The sequence below is a fragment of the Domibacillus iocasae genome (assembly GCF_001750285.1).
GTDB classification, from domain to species: Bacteria; Bacillota; Bacilli; order Bacillales; family Domibacillaceae; genus Domibacillus; species Domibacillus iocasae.
On sequence record NZ_MAMP01000001.1, the window covers coordinates 243,503 to 263,199 of the forward strand.

General features: G+C 42.6%; 22 protein-coding genes and 1 pseudogene. 7 read left to right on the forward strand and 16 right to left on the reverse strand.

What is annotated here, in order from left to right; genetic code table 11:
- Positions 1 to 114 precede the first annotated feature (114 nt).
- The 3 genes from BA724_RS01210 to BA724_RS01215 form a co-directional block, all read right to left on the reverse strand.
- The gene (locus BA724_RS01210; RefSeq protein WP_069936871.1) at positions 115 to 1,026 is read right to left on the reverse strand and encodes a CobW family GTP-binding protein; all 912 of its coding nucleotides are present in this window, start codon (positions 1,024 to 1,026) and stop codon (positions 115 to 117) included.
- Positions 1,027 to 1,135: 109 nt separating this feature from the next.
- A complete protein-coding gene (locus tag BA724_RS18965; protein ID WP_281181978.1) occupies positions 1,136 to 1,270 on the reverse strand; it encodes a hypothetical protein in 135 nt (44 codons plus the stop codon).
- 74 nt (positions 1,271 to 1,344) lie between these two features.
- Positions 1,345 to 1,662, reverse strand: coding sequence for a winged helix-turn-helix transcriptional regulator (locus tag BA724_RS01215; RefSeq protein WP_069936872.1), 318 nt, complete (start codon positions 1,660 to 1,662; stop codon positions 1,345 to 1,347).
- A gap of 370 nt (positions 1,663 to 2,032) precedes the next feature.
- Between BA724_RS01215 and BA724_RS01220 the strand changes: the two genes are divergently transcribed.
- The 3 genes from BA724_RS01220 to BA724_RS01230 all read left to right on the forward strand — a co-directional run bounded on the left by BA724_RS01220 (position 2,033) and on the right by BA724_RS01230 (position 4,701).
- Positions 2,033 to 2,491, forward strand: a complete 459-nt coding sequence (locus BA724_RS01220; protein WP_069936873.1) for a hypothetical protein — start codon at positions 2,033 to 2,035, stop codon at positions 2,489 to 2,491.
- Between the two features lie 106 nt (positions 2,492 to 2,597).
- Complete coding sequence (locus BA724_RS01225; protein WP_069936874.1) at positions 2,598 to 3,281, forward strand: response regulator transcription factor; 684 nt, start codon at positions 2,598 to 2,600, stop codon at positions 3,279 to 3,281.
- Positions 3,268 to 4,701, forward strand: a complete 1,434-nt coding sequence (locus tag BA724_RS01230; RefSeq protein ID WP_245676106.1) for a sensor histidine kinase — start codon at positions 3,268 to 3,270, stop codon at positions 4,699 to 4,701. Before BA724_RS01225 ends, BA724_RS01230 begins: the two co-directional genes overlap by 14 nt.
- Before the next feature lie 29 nt (positions 4,702 to 4,730).
- On the opposite strand, the gene BA724_RS01235 is transcribed toward BA724_RS01230, so the two are convergent.
- The 6 genes from BA724_RS01235 to BA724_RS01260 form a co-directional block, all read right to left on the reverse strand.
- Entirely contained in the window at positions 4,731 to 5,693 is a 963-nt protein-coding gene (locus BA724_RS01235) for a siderophore ABC transporter substrate-binding protein (protein WP_069936876.1), read from the reverse strand.
- Between the two features lie 17 nt (positions 5,694 to 5,710).
- The gene (locus BA724_RS01240; RefSeq protein WP_069936877.1) at positions 5,711 to 6,469 is read right to left on the reverse strand and encodes an iron ABC transporter ATP-binding protein; all 759 of its coding nucleotides are present in this window, start codon (positions 6,467 to 6,469) and stop codon (positions 5,711 to 5,713) included.
- The gene (locus BA724_RS01245) at positions 6,469 to 7,416 is read right to left on the reverse strand and encodes an iron chelate uptake ABC transporter family permease subunit (protein WP_069936878.1); all 948 of its coding nucleotides are present in this window, start codon (positions 7,414 to 7,416) and stop codon (positions 6,469 to 6,471) included. Before BA724_RS01245 ends, BA724_RS01240 begins: the two co-directional genes overlap by 1 nt.
- Positions 7,409 to 8,359, reverse strand: a complete 951-nt coding sequence (locus tag BA724_RS01250) for an ABC transporter permease (protein WP_069936879.1) — start codon at positions 8,357 to 8,359, stop codon at positions 7,409 to 7,411. Before BA724_RS01250 ends, BA724_RS01245 begins: the two co-directional genes overlap by 8 nt.
- Positions 8,360 to 8,464: 105 nt before the next feature.
- A complete protein-coding gene (locus tag BA724_RS01255; protein WP_069936880.1) occupies positions 8,465 to 8,893 on the reverse strand; it encodes a MarR family winged helix-turn-helix transcriptional regulator in 429 nt (142 codons plus the stop codon).
- 72 nt (positions 8,894 to 8,965) lie between these two features.
- Positions 8,966 to 9,277 (reverse strand): antibiotic biosynthesis monooxygenase family protein, encoded by a 312-nt coding sequence (locus BA724_RS01260; protein WP_069936881.1) that lies wholly within the window; start codon positions 9,275 to 9,277, stop codon positions 8,966 to 8,968.
- A gap of 156 nt (positions 9,278 to 9,433) precedes the next feature.
- On the opposite strand from BA724_RS01260, the gene BA724_RS01265 reads away from it, so the two are divergent.
- A complete protein-coding gene (locus BA724_RS01265; protein WP_245676107.1) occupies positions 9,434 to 11,587 on the forward strand; it encodes an MMPL family transporter in 2,154 nt (717 codons plus the stop codon).
- A gap of 55 nt (positions 11,588 to 11,642) precedes the next feature.
- Here BA724_RS01265 and BA724_RS01270 read toward each other — a convergent pair whose 3' ends face one another.
- Together BA724_RS01270 and BA724_RS01275 are read right to left on the reverse strand one after the other, a co-directional pair.
- Positions 11,643 to 12,086, reverse strand: a complete 444-nt coding sequence (locus BA724_RS01270) for an Hsp20/alpha crystallin family protein (protein ID WP_069936882.1) — start codon at positions 12,084 to 12,086, stop codon at positions 11,643 to 11,645.
- 210 nt (positions 12,087 to 12,296) lie between these two features.
- Positions 12,297 to 13,130, reverse strand: coding sequence for a DUF2268 domain-containing putative Zn-dependent protease (locus tag BA724_RS01275; RefSeq protein ID WP_069936883.1), 834 nt, complete (start codon positions 13,128 to 13,130; stop codon positions 12,297 to 12,299).
- Positions 13,131 to 13,309: 179 nt separating this feature from the next.
- On the opposite strand from BA724_RS01275, the gene BA724_RS01280 reads away from it, so the two are divergent.
- The 3 genes and pseudogenes from BA724_RS01280 (at position 13,310) to BA724_RS01285 (ending at position 14,457) form a co-directional block, all read left to right on the forward strand.
- On the forward strand, positions 13,310 to 13,570 hold the full coding sequence (locus tag BA724_RS01280; protein WP_069936884.1) for a hypothetical protein: 261 nt from the start codon (positions 13,310 to 13,312) through the stop codon (positions 13,568 to 13,570).
- Positions 13,571 to 13,598: 28 nt separating this feature from the next.
- Positions 13,599 to 13,691, forward strand: a pseudogene (locus BA724_RS17745) (YjcZ family sporulation protein); the annotation flags it as partial.
- 304 nt (positions 13,692 to 13,995) lie between these two features.
- Positions 13,996 to 14,457 (forward strand): GNAT family N-acetyltransferase, encoded by a 462-nt coding sequence (locus BA724_RS01285; protein ID WP_069936885.1) that lies wholly within the window; start codon positions 13,996 to 13,998, stop codon positions 14,455 to 14,457.
- Between the two features lie 105 nt (positions 14,458 to 14,562).
- On the opposite strand, the gene BA724_RS01290 is transcribed toward BA724_RS01285, so the two are convergent.
- The 5 genes from BA724_RS01290 to BA724_RS01310 form a co-directional block, all read right to left on the reverse strand.
- Positions 14,563 to 15,126: a P-loop nucleotide/nucleoside kinase family protein gene (locus BA724_RS01290; RefSeq protein WP_069936886.1), complete on the reverse strand. Its 564-nt coding sequence runs from the start codon at positions 15,124 to 15,126 to the stop codon at positions 14,563 to 14,565.
- Positions 15,127 to 15,661: 535 nt separating this feature from the next.
- Positions 15,662 to 16,003, reverse strand: a complete 342-nt coding sequence (locus BA724_RS18210) for a hypothetical protein (protein WP_141719838.1) — start codon at positions 16,001 to 16,003, stop codon at positions 15,662 to 15,664.
- 330 nt (positions 16,004 to 16,333) lie between these two features.
- Entirely contained in the window at positions 16,334 to 17,809 is a 1,476-nt protein-coding gene (locus BA724_RS01300) for an aldehyde dehydrogenase family protein (RefSeq protein ID WP_425388968.1), read from the reverse strand.
- 15 nt (positions 17,810 to 17,824) lie between these two features.
- Positions 17,825 to 18,922, reverse strand: coding sequence for an NAD(P)-dependent alcohol dehydrogenase (locus BA724_RS01305; protein ID WP_069936889.1), 1,098 nt, complete (start codon positions 18,920 to 18,922; stop codon positions 17,825 to 17,827).
- 149 nt (positions 18,923 to 19,071) lie between these two features.
- Positions 19,072 to 19,473, reverse strand: a complete 402-nt coding sequence (locus tag BA724_RS01310) for a PaaI family thioesterase (RefSeq protein WP_083255986.1) — start codon at positions 19,471 to 19,473, stop codon at positions 19,072 to 19,074.
- Positions 19,474 to 19,697: the final 224 nt, after the last annotated feature.

A 19,697-nucleotide genomic window follows, 5' to 3' on the forward strand; every position in this document is an offset into this window, starting at 1 on the left:
ATCGCCGGTATTTTTCATTTAGAACCGGTTTGTGCTGGTTGATCGCCGATATTTAATTTTATCGGCGATAGCCGCCCGCATGCCAGCATTACGTTAAAGGCGTAAAAAAATTGCTTAAAATACCCCTTCAAGCTTATTTAACTGCTTCCGAAGAACCTCTTCGTCAAGCCCATCCCCAATGATCACGATAACCGTTTGCAGCTTCATCGGCTGCGGCTGAAAAAAAGGCACGCCATATGCATATTGAAACAGTTCAGGCCGTTCACCGGAATCCTCAAATTTCACAAACCCTTTTATCCGAAGTACCGAATCCGGCAGCTTCTCCACCCATTTGATAAAAGCGGCCCGCGGCACATGATTGACAAACTCATAAGCAAATGTCCGAACGTGCAAATGATGGTGCACGTGGTGGTCTTCTGCCGACCGGCTGCCGCCGCCAAACGTGATGCCCCCTTCCATTTTCCCAAAACTCATTTCTCGAAGATCCACTTTTTCATTAAGGGACCGAATACCTTTTTTAACCTCAGCCAGTGCTTTTTCGTTCACAAGATCTATTTTTGTAAGTGCGACAACGTCACTCCAGCGCGCCTGGTCTTCCATTAGTTTCCGGTGCGCAATCGGAAGACGGTTTCGTTCCATCCAGCGGGCGCAGTCAACAAGTGTTAAAATGCCTTTTACGTCAATTTGCATGGCAATAATCGGCGACGTGCATGCATCCAGCACTTCCATCGGATGCGCGGCACCAGTTGTTTCAATATAAATAACATCTGGCCGATGGTCTTTATAAAGCGTCAGCAGCTCAACTTCGATTTCATCTTTAATCGTGCAGCAAATGCAGCCATTAAGCATATCCCTCACCGCTGTTTCTTCTCCAAGCAGAGCTGAATCGACGGACATGGCTCCAATTTCATTCATTAACACAGCCACTTTTCGTCCGGCTTTTTTTTCTTTTTCAAGCAATTGAAGCAGCAGTGTTGTTTTGCCGCTGCCGAGAAAACCACCAATAATATAAAGCTCTGTTTTCATCTTTTCATACCTTCCTTAAATCAAAATAATTCCGATTTAACGCACCCTCTTTATTCTACACATTTCTTCTCTTTTTGCCAAAACAAAAAGCAGGAGTTCTCTCTCCTGCTTAATCGGGCTTCACGACTGATGACAATTTCTCGGTAATAAGCGTCAACAATGCTGTTAATTCTGTATCTCGCTGTTCACCATGCAAATATGCTTCCTGCATGACTTCAAGCAGTTTTTGCTGTTCACGGGACATATTATTTCTCCTTTAATCTTATTCTCTGTCCCCTTCCCGTTACGCTGCCCGCTAAAACGAGACAAAAGTCGCGATTATTGTACTTGTTCTTCGATTTCCATCCAATCTTGCGCCCAATGCTCAATTTCGCTTATAACTGCTCTCAGCGCACGGCCTTTTTCAGTCAATGTATATTCAACCCGGACTGGTACTTCTGCATACACTTTTCTTGTGACAACACCTTCGTCTTCTAACTCTTTCAGCCGTTCTGTCAGCAATTTTCCGCTGATCGGAAATCCCGCTTTAATCTCAGAAAAACGCTGCGGACCATCAAGAAGCTGCTTAATGACAAGCCCTGTCCAGCGTTTACCTAAAAGCTGCATCGCTTTTTCGACTTTCGGACAAAGATTCATACCCTTTCACCTCTTTTGTATAACATAAGTATACACCATTTTTTAAAAAAATGATATCTTTCCACTTTTTAAAACCTAGTTACTTGACTTGTTCAAATCATTTTTTTATATTTAGTTTCTAAAAGTAACAAAATTAAATCAAAATTGACGTATGCAACATGCCAAGCATTTATACAAAATCAGATTTTTATATAAACATTTCACATCTCCTCTCTTACTACATAATTCCATAAGACCATGTTGCCTCTATTAAAAAATTCATTAATCGTTCGAAAAAAACACAAAAAATTTATCGATTTGACATGTACTCGACATAATTCCCGGGTAAAATAAAATCATCTAGTAAAGGAATTGCATAGGAGGAAGAATTATGAAGAAGAAAACAATGTCATATGTTATGACCGGCGCGCTATCGATTACGATTTTAAGCGGTGTTCACTCTTCTCCAGCGCAAGCCGCCTCCCCGCCCCTTATTAAAGAACAGGTGGCACCGTCCGTCGCACGAACTGGAACGAAAAATTTCGCTGATGTTCTCGCCGATCAGGCAGCAGCACTCGGCATTCATATTGAAGGCGATGATTTGGAGACAGCAGCAAAAAAAGTCCGGCTGGCAAAACTGCAAAATCAAGCGGCTGCGCTCGGTATAAAGACTGACAGAAAAGATGAAAAAACGCTTCGTCTCGAGGTAAAAAAGAGCCATGAAGCACATGTACATAACGTGGCTGACTACTTTGGCATTGAAACAACCGGGCAGCGTACGAAAGACTTGATTGCTGCTATTTCTAATATAAATCCAGAAGCGGCTGAAAAATTAAATGGATTTTATTAAAACCGGCCAAGGGAGGCCGGTTTTTTGTCGAACCTGTTTTAGGATGCATCCCGCTGACTGAATGAACTTGGCCACAGCGCTACAAAAAGGAAAGGAAGTATGTACAATGCAAACCATTTTAATTGCGGAGGACGAACCAGCGATCAGCCAAGTGCTGAAAGTATATTTGGTGAAAGCAGGATTTCAGGTCGTGCAGGCTTTTAATGGAACAGAAGCAGTGGAAAAATTTCATTCTCTTTCTCCCTCGCTTGTCCTTCTTGATGTCATGATGCCTGGTAAGGACGGTTGGACTGTATTAAAGGAAATCCGGGAATCCGGCAGCTGCCCGGTCATTATGCTGACGGCACTAAACGATGTAAATTACCGGCTGGACGGGTTAAATGGCGGTGCAGACGATTATATTTCAAAGCCCTTTATCGCAGATGAAATGGTCGCACGCGTAAGAGCGGTGCTGCGCCGTTCCGAAGAAAACCGGCCGGATGAAAAAGTTCATCAATTTGGCAGCCTGACGATCGATTTTACAGCGCACCGCATTACGCTGGCTGGGAAAGAAATTACTCTGACGCCCCGTGACTTGTCTCTTCTCTTGTTTTTAGCATCCTCCCCTAACCGGACATTCACGCGTGATCAGCTGCTTGATGAAGTATGGGGGCATGACTACGATGGAAGCGACCGCGCTGTCGATCTGTCGGTAAAACGGATTCGCAAAGCGCTCGCAAAATGGCCGGCATCTGAGGGAGAAATCAAAACGCTGCGCGGATTGGGGTATCAGTTTGTTGTTGAGGAATAAAGCACGGCGCATATCGCTGCTTCGCTACTGGACAACACGTTATGCGATTACGCTCGCTCTTGGACTGCTTGTGCTGGCCATGCTGTCGGTCGTGTGGATTCGGCACACAACGCTCGAAAACCGGCTGGATGTATCTGAGTTTTTAGCCGCAGAGCTGGCCGGACGGATTGCCGGCAGCCAACAGGATGAAGAAGGCAGCACAGAGTCTGCATATCTTGATCAAGATATGCTTGATGCCCGGGACGAACTGATGAAAATGGAATCTCCCCCTTCCATTTTTATTACCGACGCAGGCGGTACTATTTTATCCGCAGGCGATCAAGACCTGTATAAAGAAAGCTCTTTTCCCTCTGTTGTGCTAGAGAAAAAAAGCGATGTACAGACGTTTTCGGGCTTAAGCAACGGCGCAATCGTTTATTTAATTAAAAAACCGATTATTGTGGATGATGTGACGTTTGGCTGGGTCGTAATGCTTCAGCAGGAAGATGAATTTGCGGATTTGAACGATGAATATCGGCTGCTCGCGCTGCTCATTATCGGAAGCGGCTTGCTTGGCTGGGCGGCCATTTATATTTTATCACGGCGCCTTGCCCGCCCGATCAGCGCAGCGGCAGCAGCGGCGAAAGAAATACGCAACGGCAATTATGGTGTTTCACTCATACCGTCCAAAGCAAAAGAACAGGAAGTGTACGATCTTGTCACATCGTTTAACGACATGGCCGTTCGTTTGGAGCAGTTGGAATCAATCCGGGCCGAACTGCTTGCCGGTGTCACACACGAGTTAAAAACACCTGTTACGTCGATCAGCGGCTTGCTGCAGGCGGTAAAAGATGATGTCGTGACAGGAGAAGAAGCGAAAGAGTTTATTACGATTTCATTGAAAGAAACAGAACGCATGCAGACAATGATTAACGACTTGCTGGAATTTAACACATTCGCGGCTAATGCGCTGCCGGTTTCAACCGCACCGCACGAACTGAATGATTTGACACGCGGCATCGTACATGAATGGAATTTAGCCCGTAATCCAGATGACATCCCGGTTCACTTTCAGCCATATGAACGTGACCTTATCGTTTTGACTGACCCGGATCGATTCCGCCAGATTATGATGAACCTCTTGAACAATGCTGCTCATGCGATTGAAAATAGCGGACAAATGACCGTTACTGTCAAAAATGAAGATGCGTGTGCTCTAATCGATGTATCTGACACAGGGATCGGCATCCCCGAATCAGAAAAAACGCTTATTTTCGAACGTTTTTACCGTGGAGAAAATAAAAAATATAAAGTTCGCGGGCTCGGTCTTGGACTTCCGTTCAGCCAGCTGCTTGCCCGGGCGATGGACGGCGATTTGGAATTAAAAGAAACATCTCCGCTCGGCACAACGTTTACGCTCAAAACGAAAAAACAGGACTGATGTTTATGCATCGGTCCTGTTTTTTCGTTTTACTCGGCAATGCCTTTTTCAATTTCATCCGCCTGCGCCAGCACAGACTGTAATCCTCCGCCTGACAAATACCAAACATTTGGATCAAGGTAAACTACGTTATCGTTTTGCACAGCTTTTGTGCCTTTAATTAAATCATTTTCCACCACTTGCTTCACAGAAGATTCCCCTTCTGTCACAACAGCACCGCGGTCAACTACGAACAAGTAGTTCGGATCTTTTTCAACGAGGTATTCGAATGAAATGCTTTGACCGTGCGTGGATACTTCGAGATTCTCATCTACTGCTTTTACACCAAAGACATCATGAATGATCCCAAAGCGTGAAGCTGGGCCATAGGCGCTGATTTTGCCTTCGTTCGCCAAAATGATCAATCCGTTTCCTTCCATTGTTGACGCCTTTTCATTTAATGCCGCAACTTTTTCATCAATCGCTGCCAGTTTTTCTTCTACTTCTGCTTCTTTGTCAAAAATCTGGCCGATTGTTTTGGCATTTTTCTTAAATGATTCCATATAGTTGGACTCGTCAACAGCAAGATAAACTGTCGGCGCAATTTCCGCAAACTGGTCGTACAAATCCATTTGACGGCCGGAAATGATAATTAAGTCTGGTGCCAATTCATTAATTTTTTCAAAATCAGGCTCTTTTAAGCTGCCTGTGTTTTCATATTTTTCGTCTTCAAACTGGGACAAATAATCAGGGATGTTTTCTTTCGGAAGACCGACAGGCTCAATCCCAAGCTCCGCCATTGTATCCAATGAACCAAAGTCAAAGACAACTACTTTTTCCGGGTTAACCGGCACAGTCGTTTCGCCAAGCTCGTGTGTCACTGTTACTTCCGTTGGTGCTTCATTGCTTTCTGCTGGTTCTGCTGTACTTTCTTCACTTGATGTAGATGAACCGCATGCTGCCGCGATCATTGCAAATAGGGCCATCACGATGAACAATAAATATTTTTTCATTGTTTTTTCTCCTTTAATTAGCTGAAATAGACGCATATTTTTTGATTGTTAATTTCTTGAATGGACATATCCATCCCGTATACTTGCTTTAATGTCAGACTTGTTATAATTTCATTTACGGTTCCTTGCGCTTCGATTTTTCCGTCTTTTAATGCAACAATGTAATCAGAATAAACAGACGCAAAGTTAATGTCATGAATCACGATCAGTATCGTTTTGCCAAGGTCGTCAGCCAGTCTGCGCAACACTTTCATAATTTGAACCGAATGCTTCATGTCCAAATTATTAAGCGGCTCATCGAGTAAGATGTATTCTGTATCCTGCGCAATCGTCATCGCGATAAACGCACGCTGCTTTTGGCCGCCGGACAGCTGATCTAAATACCGGTCCTGCATATCTTCAAGTTCCATGTAGCGAATCGCTTCATCGATGTAGACATGATCTTCTTTCGTCAGCTTTCCCTGCGAATAAGGAAACCGGCCAAATGATACAAGATCCCGAACCGACAAACGCAGGCTTAAATGATTTGACTGCTTTAGGATGGCGATTTTTTTCGCCAAATCCCGGCTTTTCGTTTCATTTACTTTTTGGCCGTCAATTAATACTTCTCCTGTGTCAGCGCTCATCAACCGGCTGATAATGGACAAAAGTGTACTTTTCCCGGCACCGTTCGGACCGATAAAAGACGTGATTTTGCCTTTTTGAATATTCACTGAGACATTATCGACAACTGCTTTTAATCCGTATGATTTCGAGATCGACTGCACTTCTACCATTATGTTTTACTCTCCCTTAACAATAAGTATATAAAGTAAATGCCGCCGACAAAGTTAATAATGACACTGAGCTGCGTTGAAAAGGTAAACACATGTTCAACGAGCATCTGTCCGGCTGCCAGTGCCACAATTGACACAAGCGCTGATGCGAAGATTAAAATGGAATGCTTGTATGTTTTAAACATTTCATAGGCAACGTTAACAACGAGCAGTCCGAGAAATGTAATCGGACCGACAAGCGCTGTTGCAACGGAAATAAGAACCGCGACAATAACAAGCAGCCGCTTCACCGTGTAGTCGTAATCAACGCCAAGGTTGATGGCTGTTTCTTTTCCGAGCGAAAGGACGTCTAAATACTTTACAAATTTCATCATATAAAGCAGTGCGGCCGCTGTAATAACGGCTGCCATCACAAGGACTTCCGTTTGAATGTTATTAAAGCTCGCAAACATCCGGTCTTGAATAATTTGAAATTCGTTCGGATCGATCAGCACCTGCATAAACGACGTAAAGCTGCCGAAAAAGGTGCCGATAATTAACCCGAGCAATAATAGAAAGTAAATGTTCTGACCTTCCCGGCGAAACAGGAACCGGTATAAAACGAGCGCAAACACAACCATAAAACCAATGGAGATGGCAAAGTTCACCTGCTTGTTCATCACCGTCAGGCTGGTTGAGCCGAGGAAAAAAACAAGTGTCGTCTGCACGAGCATATAAAGCGAATCGAGTCCGATAATACTCGGAGTTAAAATCCGGTTGTTAGTGACCGTTTGAAACAATAATGTCGCAATCGCAATGACCGTCCCTGTTAAGACAATCGCCGCAATTTTTTCTGCGCGCCTTGGCAGCGCGTAATCCCAGTTCGGTCCGAGTTCAATAAACATATAGCCGGCAATCGATGCGGCCGCAAGCAAGATTAATAGTATGAGTTTGCTTTTTTCACGCATAATCCCGTCTCCTCATCAGCAAGTAAATAAAAATCCCGCTCCCAATGACGCCAACGGTCAAGCCAATCGGAATTTCATAAGGGAAAATGATGATTCGGCCGAGAATGTCGCAAAATAAGATAAACACCGCACCGAGAAGCGCCGTATCAAACAAGCTGTTTTTTAAATTGTCTCCCCGGTAAATTGACACAATATTTGGAACAACGAGACCGAGAAATGGAATAAGCCCAACTGTCAACACAACGAGCGTCGTGGACAATGCCACAATAATCAATCCGACATTTACAGCCTGCTTATAGTTTAAACCAAGGTTTTTTGCAAAATCTTCGCCTAAGCCGGCAATTGTAAACCGGTCAGCAAATATGTACGCAATCAAAACAAGCGGAATGCTGATGTAAAGCATTTCATAGCGGCCCGCCGTAATCATGGAGAAGTCCCCTTGCAGCCAGGCCGACATATTTTGAATCAAGTCATGCTTGTATGCAAAAAACGTCGTAATTGAGCTGATAATATTCCCGAACATGAGCCCAACAAGCGGAATAAAAATCGGATCTTTCATTTTAATCCGGTCGAGGATTTTCATGAACAAAAAAGTGCCCGCAAGCGAGAAAATAAACGCAATGACCATTTTTTCAAATGGGCTGGCGGAGGTAAACACAATAAGCGCGATCAAAATCCCGAACCGGGCCGAATCCATCGTCCCTGCAGTTGTTGGAGAAACGAATTTATTACGGCTCAGCTGCTGCATAATAAATCCGCTGATGCTCAGTGTTACACCGGCAATTAAAATACTGATCAGCCGCGGCACCCTGCTTTGCCAGAAGATTTGCGTCTGGTGATCATCAAACCGGAATAGATCAAGCGGCGAAATGCTTGTCACGCCGACAAATAACGATGTAAAAGATAACACGATAAGCAATAGAACTAAGTAACGTTTTTTCATAATTTGTCCTAACCTTTGTATTGCTGTCACGCAAATGATGATAGAGAGACTCATTCTCAATTGAAGTGAAAAATATAAATGCCGATTCAGAACCGGCATACTTTTTCACGATAAATTGCGGCGAATTTGATCCAATGTCCGCAGGCATTCCGCAAATGCATCAGGGTCAATGCCAAAAGACGCATCTTCAATCGTCTGCTCAGCAATCTCTGTGTACTCCTCTTTCAGCCGTTTGCTTTCGTCCGATAAAAACACAAGATTAATCCGTTTATCTGTCGGATGTGGCCGCCTTTCAATGAGCCCGCTTCGCTCCATATTGGCGACGAGGCGCGACAAGCTCGCTTCATCCCGCTCGTTCAACACGGCCAGCGACTGCTGTGTCTGCCCGTCTTTCTCAAATAGACGGCTTAACACTTGCCACTGCTCATGTGTGATCAGATAGCCTTTTAAGCGGAAATACTGGTTCAGCCTATTGGTCATAAGCCGTGAACTTTGAAACAGCTTATATCCAATTGAGTCGTCAAGCCTATACATCACCATTCTCCTCTAACAGCTTTTCCATTTCATTTTAAAAGAAAGAACTTGTCAGTGCAAGTACATGTCCGGTTAAACAGGAATTCCGGATGACACTTCTGTGAACGTTTCACTCATAGAATCGATAATGTATTCCGGCTTTTCACGTTTTTCACGGTGCCCCGTAATATGGACCGGACTTTTTTTCCATCCTTTATACGCTTCTTCCGAATCCCAGCGAATCGTGACAATCACTTTTTCTTCTTCTTTATTGCGCGACCGGACAAGAATGCGTTTATCGATAAAACCATTCATATCAGCCATTGCGTTCTTTGCTTGAAAGTTCTCAACAATAAGATGAGACGTTCCCGGCTTCACAATGATTGTTTTCATTTCAACAAACATTTCTTCCTCCTTTCATGTTAAATGAGAATTATTTTCACTTTTTTCATTATATTGATAATGATTTTCAGTGTCAATATAATTTATGAGATTAATTGTTTTAATATTTCGCCATCTTCTTATATGATGAAAGATATTACTATTAAAGGAGCTTTCATTTTGAATCATTCACCTTCCTTTGTCATCCGGTCTTGGAAATTCATTCTTGCTTTGTGGCTGATTGCTGCTGTTACATTCGGTTTTTTTGCCGCAAAGCTCCCATCTAAACTTGAAGGTGACGGATTTCGGACAGACGGAGACTATGAAACCGTTCAGAAGGAATTGCACGACACATTCGATTTTCCGGAAAATACACTGCTCGTTTTGTTTGAAAAAAACGAAAGTGAGTCAGAGAATGCTTTTCGGTCAAAAATCGAATCGACTTTAACGAGTATAGACGGCTCTGTTTCTCCTTCCGCAATTGATTCACCGATTGAGAACAGCGATTGGATGGAGGCTGATATCGCCTATGCAGCTGTTCATTTCGAAGACGAATCCATTGCAATGGATCCTGTTATTGAAAACGTCCGTTCGATTATCGATCAGAAAGACGGTATTTCTCTCACAGGCGGACCCGTTATTTCAAAAGATATTAACAAGGCGAGCCAGGATGACTTAAAACGGGCGGAACTGATTGGCCTGCCAGTGGCGCTTATCGTGCTTTTGCTTGCGCTTGGCAGCGTTGTGGCATCCGTTTTGCCGCTAATTGTTGGTGGTGTCACGATTGTGATCGGCTTCGGTATTTTGTCATTCATTGCTGACTCGGTGGATCTTGCGATATTTATTTTAAACATTGCGCCGATGCTTGGTCTCGCGCTGTCAATTGATTTTTCGCTTCTATTTATTAATCGCTATAAAGAAGAGCGGGCAAACGGGCGGACAATTGATGAGGCGCTTCAGATCACGCAGTCTAAATCCGGCCACTCCATTTTATTTTCCGCGCTTTGTGTATTTATTGGGCTCGGCTCAGTGCTGTTAATTGATATCGATATTTTCAAAAACGTGGCAATCGGCGGCATGACGGTTATTGCCATTGCGGTTATCGCATCAATGACGCTGCTTCCAGCCATGCTGAAGCTGCTTGGAGACCGCGTTGATAAATGGCAGATTCTCCGTCCTAATCCGGATGCGTCTAATCGATGGCGCACCTTTGCCGGTTTTGTGATGAAGCGGCCGGTGCTGATTGCCTTACTTGCGCTCGTTATTCTTGGCGCTGGTATCATTCCAGTTAAAAATATGAATTTGGCTATTCCAGCGGCGGACTCGCTGCCAAAAACGTTTGAGTCACGGACAGCTTATGACAAAATTGAAGAGGCATTTATGCAGGATGCCGCATCAACTGTGTATGCTGTCGCTGAACGCAAAGACGGCTGGCTTAATGAAGAAGGGCTTGCTGTGATAAAGGATTTGCAGGGTGAATTCGAACAGGAAAAAGCGGTTAGTGAAGCAGAAACGTTATTTTCTATTAGCGGCCAAACCGATCCCGCGAAGCTTGCAGCCCTTCTCGAAAACCCACAGTCGTCCGCCCAGCTTCAGCCGGTCATTGATGGGCTTATAAAAGAAGATCAGCTGCTCCTCCCGATCTCACTTAACGTGGAAGCGGACTCGGATGCAGCGCAGACACTTGTCCGAAATTGGAGCACAGTGGATTGGCCGGTGGACATTGCCTTTGGCGGACAGCCGAAATTTAACCAGGAACTGTACGATGAAATTTTCAATAAGGTAATTCCGGTTTTGTCGGTCATTTTGATTTCCACATTTTTCATTTTAATGATTGCGTTCCGCTCCATTCTTATCCCGCTTAAAGCGATTTTGATGAACGTGATCAGCCTGGGCGCGACGTTTGGTGTTCTCGTCTGGCTGTTCCAGGGCGGGCATTTTGGAATGGAACCAGCCGATATTTCGCTTATTTTGCCAGTTCTTGTGTTCAGTCTCGTTTTTGGTTTGAGTATGGACTACGAGGTCTTCCTAATCTCCCGTATTCGTGAGTATTACTTGGAAACACGCGACAATACGTATGCAACGGTAGAAGGGCTTGCAAGCACCAGTAAAATTATTACATCTGCTGCGCTTATTATGATCGTCATTACCGGCGCATTTGCTTTTACCGGTGTTGTTCCGGTAAAGCAAATCGGAATCGGTATTGCCGTGGCCATCGCCATTGATGCAACCATTGTCCGTCTATTGCTTGTGCCGAGCTTAATGAAACTGCTCGGTACAGCCAACTGGTGGATGCCATTTAAACGATCTCCAGAGAAAAGCAGCCTCAAATGAAGAGGCTGCTTTCTTGTTCGTTAAAAGATCGTTGCCAACATGCTTTTCAAGTATATTAATCAATTTCAATGATTGTTTCTGTTTGTTTTCCTTTTGGAATGATAATTCTCAGCAGCCCATCTTTAAACGTTGCTTTTGCTTTCTCTGCTTCAGGAGAATGGGGCAGCGTTACGATTCTTTCAAATTTCTGGACCGATTGATTTTTTAAAAAAATAACATTTTCACTATTTCCAGCTGTTGTAGACGTTTCATGCTCCACACTAATCTTTACCTGTCCATTTCTTAGCATGTTTATTTGTATTTGATCTTTCTTGCAGTTTAATAGTTTCGCTTCGATGACCATATCTGCCCCTGTTTCATAGCAGACGACGGAAAAAGGATGGCTGAAAAACTGGTCAAAATGCTTGATTGATTCATCAAATAAAGAATCAAGCGATTTTACCATATCTAAAAATGAATGCTGAAACAGGCCAGGCAGATTCTTTTTATCCGAATCCATTATTTCTCTCTCCTTTGCTTTTTTTTACAACCTATGCTCGAAGGACAGAAAAGGAAACTGTTTTTTAAAGCGCCTTCCACTTTTAACACCATGCACTAAATGCAAATCCGCTTATCTTTTTTAAGGATTTTTCCCTCTATCCCTTTATCGTTATCTATTCACAGCAGCTATTTTCATTAAGAGAATGGCCACTTTTTCATTTTCAAAAATTTAATAGCGGAAATTTGACCCTGCTATCAATTCATCAGCGGTTTTTTTGTACAGCTCTTCATTTTCAAAAGGACCATGAGAAAGATAAAATGAATCCACAATTTGAAAGCCAATAGAATAGCCAATCCATTTTGGCAGAGGCCCGCCTGTACTGCCATATAGAAATTCATGATAATGTTCTTTCCCCTCGATCGTTAAAGATGGAATAAATATTGACTTCCAAATCGCCGATGCTTCCTCAAATGTATAAAGCCGGGTCCACGGAGCAAGCCACTTCTTTCCGTATAATTCTTTTACGGCAAATTCTCCAAGCCCTTCGAGAATCAGAACATCTTTTAAACATAAGTCTGTTTCTTCTTTTCCTAAATACGCCAGCCGGCACAGATGATTGTATTCGTGGGCCAATAAAGACTTTATCTCTTCTTCTTGCAAGCCGGGCGATAAAAATAAAAAGATAGCTGTCTTGAAAGCTGCTCCATTTTTTCGAATCCTTTTTTTAACTGAACGGGACCGCCGTATTGGAAAAATAATGACTGCGGCTTCAGGACCCCTCCATTTCTTTTTTAACCGCTTATATTCTTGATCGACCAGCTCCCATATGTTATTGTTCTCCATTTTCTGGACAGTCCGCTGAATCCCCTTCCACTCTGCTGGCTCAAACAGTCCATATGTCAATAGATGATAATGAAGTTCTTCCGGACTTAGAGCAGGAAACAGTTCCTGAAGCGGAGAGCATAACGCTTCACACTGAAGAAAATAAGGATCTTGTCGGCGTTGTATTTTGCAGGCTTCTACAAACTGGTGAACCCATATTCGACTATCCAAAACAGGCACACGTTCCTCCTCCTCTTTTCCTCTGAATGTTTTTCATCTATATGTACTCCATTGTTTTTTATTAATTGAAAAAAGATATTAATTTAGATTCCAATAATAAATATTCGTAGACTTTTGGCTTATCCAACAATTCAGCTGCTGCATAAACTAGTACAAATACGAGCGAAAGGAGGAACATTATGTCTCAATCAAACTTTTATCACCTTTGCAACAAACATGTCGGGAGAACAGTCAGACTCACTTGCCGTGATGGCAAGGTGCATACAGGGAGAATTACCCGGGTTACGAATAAGCATGTTTGGATTCAGCCTGTTGGAGGGTCAAGAGGATTCGGTTACGGTTTCTACGGCGGATGGGGGTACCGCAGATATGGTTATGGATATCCAATCGCTCTGGCGGCAATTGCCGGATTTGCTTTGGCCACTGCTTTCTTCTGGTAGGAAAGAAAGCAGTTAGAAAAAAGAAGCTGGATATGGCAGCAGATTTGCCTTGATTGTCGTTTTATTCATCCTTTTAATCATTATTGGCGCATCTTTCTACCATGGATACGGCGGATGCTAAAATCCCGCCTCTTTCTGTTTTACTTTAGCAAGCAGCAGGCTGTCCTATAAGTGACTCGCTTCCTCCAATGTGGACAAAATACAAAAGTTTGCTCCTCATTTCAGAACCATATGTTGTATTGGGGGCGCCTGCCTCTTGTTTTTGGGACAGTCTCTTTAAACGTTTCAGCTAGCTGTTTCATCACTTCTTGCAGCAGCCATAATCTTGATGAAATCACAAATAGATGAGCACTATCTTTACATAATCTCTTTTAGCGCCACGTATTATTTTTAAGGAGGACATCATGTAAGCAACAGGAGGCATTATGAATATTTATCAAACCCATGACTTTAAGACTGTTGCCAAGTTAAATCAGTCTCTTCAGAATATGCATGCAAAATGGTATCCCGATTTTTTTAAGCAGTATGATTATGATGCCGTTGAAGAATTTTTCAAAAGCATTATAAAAGCCGAAAATTTCACCTTTTTTGTTTTAACTGAAGATAGTGAACCACTCGGCTATGCTTGGATTGAGACAAGAACCTATCCGGAAACACCGTTCACCAAAGAACTGAATTCTGTGTACGTGCATCAATTGGGCGTTATTGAAACACATAGAGGAAAAGGCTACGGCTCATGCTTAATGAAGGAAATTTATACGTTTGCCAAAAACGCAAAGATAAAGTTAGTTGAATTAGAATATTGGGCTAAAAACACGCGTGCTAAAAACTTTTATCAAAACCAGCAATTTAAACAAGCCAGAGAGTTCGCTCATAGGCGTTTATAGTTAAATGTCTTATTCAGCAGGGGGCTGTTTCTTTACTTCAACACGAACGAAAGCATGGCTGCATTATCGCCATGCTTCTGTGATTTTCTTGCACCTTGATCAATTTCACTCCGGCTTTATAAAAAAAGCATCTGTTCCTTTTGTCTTGATGACTTTTTGCAGGATGATATCTATCGTTTCAGGAGGTGTCAGGCTAGAGTTATCAATGGGCACTGTCCATTTTGCATCATAATAATGCTGTCTCTCAAGCAAATGCATATGAAACCAGTGAGGCACCTTATTTTGCCTTTTCATCAGCCGCTCTATAATCTTTGATTTGGGAGGCGTAAGTGTGAAATGGTATACCTGTGTTTGTGCATCCATTTCAACACAGGCAAGCACCTCTCTTACATACTGTTTATTGTAAACCTCAATCCCGAATATAAAAACGGTATGAATCCCATTTTGCAGAAAGTTATTCGTTAAACTGCCTGTATTTTGCCGGGCTAATTTATATAACTGCTCTCCGTAACGGCTTGAAAATCTCCGGTCAACGAATTTGTACACTTCATCCATGTCAATTCCAGCAATCTCATAGCGATAAGCCGGGCTTATCCGTGTTGTTAAAACCTCACACAATGTCGTTTTCCCTGCCCCGCTGGCCCCGCTGATAAAAACAATTTTTTTCATTCGAAATCTTTCCCTTCTAAATGTAACCGGGCTGTTTTTAGAAGATTAACACCTGAACCTGTACTTCCATACTCCCGAAAAATGTTTAATCAATTCACCAGCATTATTTCAGTGTATTTTAATGTTCCCCGCGTACAGCAGTAAGCGAGATGACATTCATGGCGTTAATAGAAATTCCACTGTAAAACCCTGTAAAAGCAGCTTATTTCTTATCATCCTTCCTCTCGTTATTTTTTCTTGTTTTTTCACTGAATTTAAAGGGGAGGAATGGCTCTAGCAAAAAGGTGCCTAACTATTTTCATCCGGTATTGTGCATGCGGGATACTCGATTAACACTTCTATCATTAAGACGGCTCCCCTATTTCCCATAAAAAATCCCCTGTCACAGAATGGCATCAGCCTCCAATCAACAAAGACAAATACCCTGCCGCGATACCTGGGGAATAGAAACCAATATTCCTTTTTGAGACTTTTAAGAAAAGATAAAAAGACACCTTTGTTAAATGAATCGGTCCAGCCAAACAAAAATTTTGCCTTATCGCAGATTACTGAACATCGATCCCATTTGCCGCAATGTATTAATTCCATTTGATATTTCATGGACATTTGCAATAAGGTTATTTATGTTTCTCCACATATTAGGCTGAGGATGTTCACCGCCGTACTGCTGTGGTGGATAACCCTGTGCAAAATAAGGAGATTCCTGTCTTAAGCCAGACTGGCGGTAAGGCATAAATGGCTGGAACCCCTGCTGAGGAAAAAAAGAACCTTCATTTGGCGGATAGGGTTGTACATAAGGAGGGTATGGCAGTCCATTTGGCGGATAAAATCCATGATAAGCACTGTATGACCCTGGAGCTGGAGGATAAAATGGCATTGTTTTTCACCTCCTGTTCATTTTAAAATTTTTTTATAGAAAAGTGCTTTCTGGCTTTTCTTCTTACATGGCGGTACCTTGCATGGTTTGTTTGCTTCTATTTTATGAAAAAATCAAAAAAATGCCTGGATAAACTCACTAAGCAAAAAGAAAAAGAGGAAAAGAATTTTCCCTCTTACTTTACAACAAAAGATTTATATTTTTTATAGTTATTCCGACGGCATTCAACTACTATTTTTGTTCCCTTTTTTTCGTATTTTATTTCAAGAACAGCCGCAAATTCATTAAAATAGAAATGCCCGCTGAACCATTGTCAGCGGGCTTCTTTATTTATGAAAACGGATATTCACGTGGTTGTTTTTGGACGGATAGCCATTTAACTGTTGTAAATTCATCGATGGCCCATTCGCCGCAATAACGGCCAATTCCGGAGAGCTTTTCCCCACCGAATGGAACATTTGGCTCTACGTTAATAGACTGGTCGTTCACATGAATCATACCTGTTTTGATTTTTTTAGCGACATTGATGCCTCTTTCAATGGATCCTGAATATACCGCGCCGCTCAAGCCAAATGGCGTGCCGTTTGCGACTTTGATTGCTTCTTCTTCACTATCAACCGGAATAATAACCGCGACAGGTGCGAACACTTCATTTTGAGCAACAGCCATATCATTTGTGACATCCGCTAAAATGATTGGTTCTACAACATTTCCGTTTACTTCGCCTTTTAAAATTATTCTCGCGCCTTCACCAATACTTTGTTCGACAAGATTCAGCGCGCGGTCTACCTGCTTCCGATTAATTAGCGGCCCAATAATTGTGTCACTCTCTGCAGGGTTTCCAGCTTTAATTTTAATGCTTGCCGCTTTAAATTTTTCCACAAATGAATCATAAATTTTGCGGTCTACAATGATACGGTTCAGCGCGATACAAATTTGGCCAGAGTGCATATATTTCCCAAATGCAGCGGCAGATACCGCCAGGTCAACATCTGCATCATCGAGAACGATAAGCGCATTGTTGCCGCCTAGTTCAAGTGCTGGTTTTTTCACGTTTTTCACGGCTAGTGAACCAACGTGCCTGCCTGCTGCTGTTGAGCCCGTAAATGAAATAACCTGCGGGACAGGATGCTCTACAAAGTAATCGCCTACCTCTTCAAGATCTGCTGCCAAGACATTCAATACGCCTTTTGGAAGACCAGCTTCCTCAAAGAGTTTAGCGATGATAAGACCGCCGGTGATTGGCGTCTGTGAATCGGATTTCACAACAATGCTGTTGCCTGTTGCGATCGCTGGAGCAACGACACGAATGGTCAAATAAAGAGGCCAGTTCCACGGAGTGATGGCTCCAACAACCCCAATTGGATCACGGTACACACGGTTTTCTTTTCCTGGAACGGCTGAAGCGCGGATCGATGCTTCCATTTGCAGCGGATATTTTGCCGCTTCTTTAAGGTCAGCAATGGAACAGCTTACTTCAACATTTGCTTTTAACTGCGAGCTTCCTGATTCTTCAACTAAAAGCTGGACTAGTTCTTCTCGTCTTTCTTCAAAAAGAGCCGCTACTTTTTCAAGCAGTTCCACGCGTTCGTAAGCAGAAGAAGCACCCCAATGCTCTTGCGCTTTTTCCGCCGCTTCATACGCTTCATTAATGTCTTCTTTACTCGCATATTTAAATGTTGTCAGCACTTCATTGTTATAAGGGTTTTCAACCACACAATCTCTGCTGCTTGAACCATCTTTCCACTCACCATTGATAATTAGCTTGTTCCAGTCTGTGTATTTCGCTGTTTTTGTTTCCAATATATGTTCCTCCTCTAATTAAGAAAGTTTTAAAATTGGCTTGATCGTTATTCCTGTTTCAGAATCTTCGCAAGCTTGATTGATTTCTTCCAAAGAATAAAATTTAATTAATTTATCAAATGGAAACTTGCCGTTTTTATACAAGTCAATCAATTTTGGAATATATGTCTGCGGCACACCCGATCCAAGCAAAACTCCCGTAACAGACCTTTCAAACAAAAGCGTATTAACATCTAATGAAACCTCTGTCCCAACCGGCGGTGCCCCAATAACTGCTGCTCTTCCTAATGTCGCCAGGCAATCAACAGCTTGACGCAGTATGGCAGGGATACTTGTTGTTTCAACAGAATAATTAGCGCCGCTGCCAGTGATTTTTTGAATTTCTTCCACTGTATTGGCGACGTCTTTCGGGTTAATGGTATGTGTTGCGCCCAATTCCTTTGCAAGCTCTAAACGGCTTTCTTGAAGATCGACTGCAATAATCGTTGTGCAGCTGGCGACGTTCGCCGCCATAATCGCACTTAAACCTACAGAACCGCAGCCAAATACGACAATGCTTGACCCTTCAGCCGGCTGCAATTTATTTAATACCGCACCACTGCCTGTTTGAATTCCGCAGCCAAGCGGACCTAAAATTTCCAGTGGCACATCTTTTGGAACTTTTACAACATTCCGCTCTGACACAACGGAGTAGTGAGCGAAACTTGATTGACCGAAAAAGTTCGATACGTCTTGATGGTCTTTGTGCAAGCGGCATGTGCCATCTCCCATTGTGCCTGTGAAATTTAACTCAAAAAACGTTTCACACGCATACGGGTTGCCGGACAAACATTTCGTACACTCCCCACATGAACTGAAAGATAATACAACGTGATCACCTGGCTGTACACTCGTCACGCCTGTCCCGACTTCCTCCACAATACCCGATCCTTCATGACCGAGTACGGCTGGCAATGGAACAGGATAATATTGGTCCCTTACAATTAAATCCGTATGGCAAATACCGACCGCTTTAATACGAACCAGCACTTCCCCGTCCTTCGGTTTGTCGATCGTAATGTCATCAATTTGAAAAGGTTCCCCTTTTCCATACGTTACAGCTGCTTTTGTTAACATATGCTTCACTCCTGCCCCTAAAAAAATGGTAAGCGTTTTCATAAATAATATATCTCGAATTTGAGTTATTTGATTTCAATATTATATTTTCATTATTTTAAATTTTTGTTTTTTGAAATGATTATTACTATTTGGACAGAGTTTAAACATTACTTATCCAAAATCATAAATGTGGCTCTGGCTGTAGCAACATGTTTTCCTTCTTCATTGAATGCATCTGCGTTCAAAACAGCTACCCGCTTTCCATTTTTTACGATAGCTGCTTTTGCAATAAGCCGGCTTCCAGCCATCGGTCGAAGGTAGCTTGTATATAGATCGATGGTATTACTGTATTTGTTGTCATCCAGCGTTGTTGAGATTGCTGCAGCCATTGACATATCAAGCGCAGTTGCGATAACCCCGCCATGCATCGAACCGTAGGATTGTTTAAATTCTTCTTTCATCTCTATTTCCAGTTCACATTCTCCGTCATTGCCTTTTAACACATTAACACCCAATAACTTCCACACATTACCTTCCGCCATCGTTTTTACTCTTGAATGAATATCCACTTTTACTGCCTCCCTTTATATTGAATTGCTCATAAAAAAAGCTTGTAGAGATGGTTCGTTTCTCTACAAGCCAGGAAAAATAGATTCCTAATTGTTTTGTCCAAAACGAAACAATTTTTTCACTCTTTTATTCCTTATTTCCCTTTAAATACAGGTTTTCTTTTCTCAACAAATGCATCGACGCCTTCTTTAAAATCTTCCGTTGTGCGGAGAAGGCCGTATGC

What these genes read in the sequence shown, in the direction of transcription:
- BA724_RS01210 (WP_069936871.1), bottom strand. Translation starts at nt 1,026, where the DNA reads ATGAAAACAGAGCTTTATATTATTGGTGGTTTTCTCGGCAGCGGCAAA.
- BA724_RS18965 (WP_281181978.1), bottom strand. Translation starts at nt 1,270, where the DNA reads ATGTCCCGTGAACAGCAAAAACTGCTTGAAGTCATGCAGGAAGCATAT.
- BA724_RS01215 (WP_069936872.1), bottom strand. Translation starts at nt 1,662, where the DNA reads ATGAATCTTTGTCCGAAAGTCGAAAAAGCGATGCAGCTTTTAGGTAAA.
- BA724_RS01220 (WP_069936873.1), top strand. Translation starts at nt 2,033, where the DNA reads ATGAAGAAGAAAACAATGTCATATGTTATGACCGGCGCGCTATCGATT.
- BA724_RS01225 (WP_069936874.1), top strand. Translation starts at nt 2,598, where the DNA reads ATGCAAACCATTTTAATTGCGGAGGACGAACCAGCGATCAGCCAAGTG.
- BA724_RS01235 (WP_069936876.1), bottom strand. Translation starts at nt 5,693, where the DNA reads ATGAAAAAATATTTATTGTTCATCGTGATGGCCCTATTTGCAATGATC.
- BA724_RS01240 (WP_069936877.1), bottom strand. Translation starts at nt 6,469, where the DNA reads ATGGTAGAAGTGCAGTCGATCTCGAAATCATACGGATTAAAAGCAGTT.
- BA724_RS01245 (WP_069936878.1), bottom strand. Translation starts at nt 7,416, where the DNA reads ATGCGTGAAAAAAGCAAACTCATACTATTAATCTTGCTTGCGGCCGCA.
- BA724_RS01250 (WP_069936879.1), bottom strand. Translation starts at nt 8,359, where the DNA reads ATGAAAAAACGTTACTTAGTTCTATTGCTTATCGTGTTATCTTTTACA.
- BA724_RS01255 (WP_069936880.1), bottom strand. Translation starts at nt 8,893, where the DNA reads ATGTATAGGCTTGACGACTCAATTGGATATAAGCTGTTTCAAAGTTCA.
- BA724_RS01260 (WP_069936881.1), bottom strand. Translation starts at nt 9,277, where the DNA reads ATGTTTGTTGAAATGAAAACAATCATTGTGAAGCCGGGAACGTCTCAT.
- BA724_RS01270 (WP_069936882.1), bottom strand. Translation starts at nt 12,086, where the DNA reads ATGGATTCGGATAAAAAGAATCTGCCTGGCCTGTTTCAGCATTCATTT.
- BA724_RS01280 (WP_069936884.1), top strand. Translation starts at nt 13,310, where the DNA reads ATGTCTCAATCAAACTTTTATCACCTTTGCAACAAACATGTCGGGAGA.
- BA724_RS01285 (WP_069936885.1), top strand. Translation starts at nt 13,996, where the DNA reads ATGAATATTTATCAAACCCATGACTTTAAGACTGTTGCCAAGTTAAAT.
- BA724_RS01290 (WP_069936886.1), bottom strand. Translation starts at nt 15,126, where the DNA reads ATGAAAAAAATTGTTTTTATCAGCGGGGCCAGCGGGGCAGGGAAAACG.
- BA724_RS18210 (WP_141719838.1), bottom strand. Translation starts at nt 16,003, where the DNA reads ATGCCATTTTATCCTCCAGCTCCAGGGTCATACAGTGCTTATCATGGA.
- BA724_RS01305 (WP_069936889.1), bottom strand. Translation starts at nt 18,922, where the DNA reads ATGTTAACAAAAGCAGCTGTAACGTATGGAAAAGGGGAACCTTTTCAA.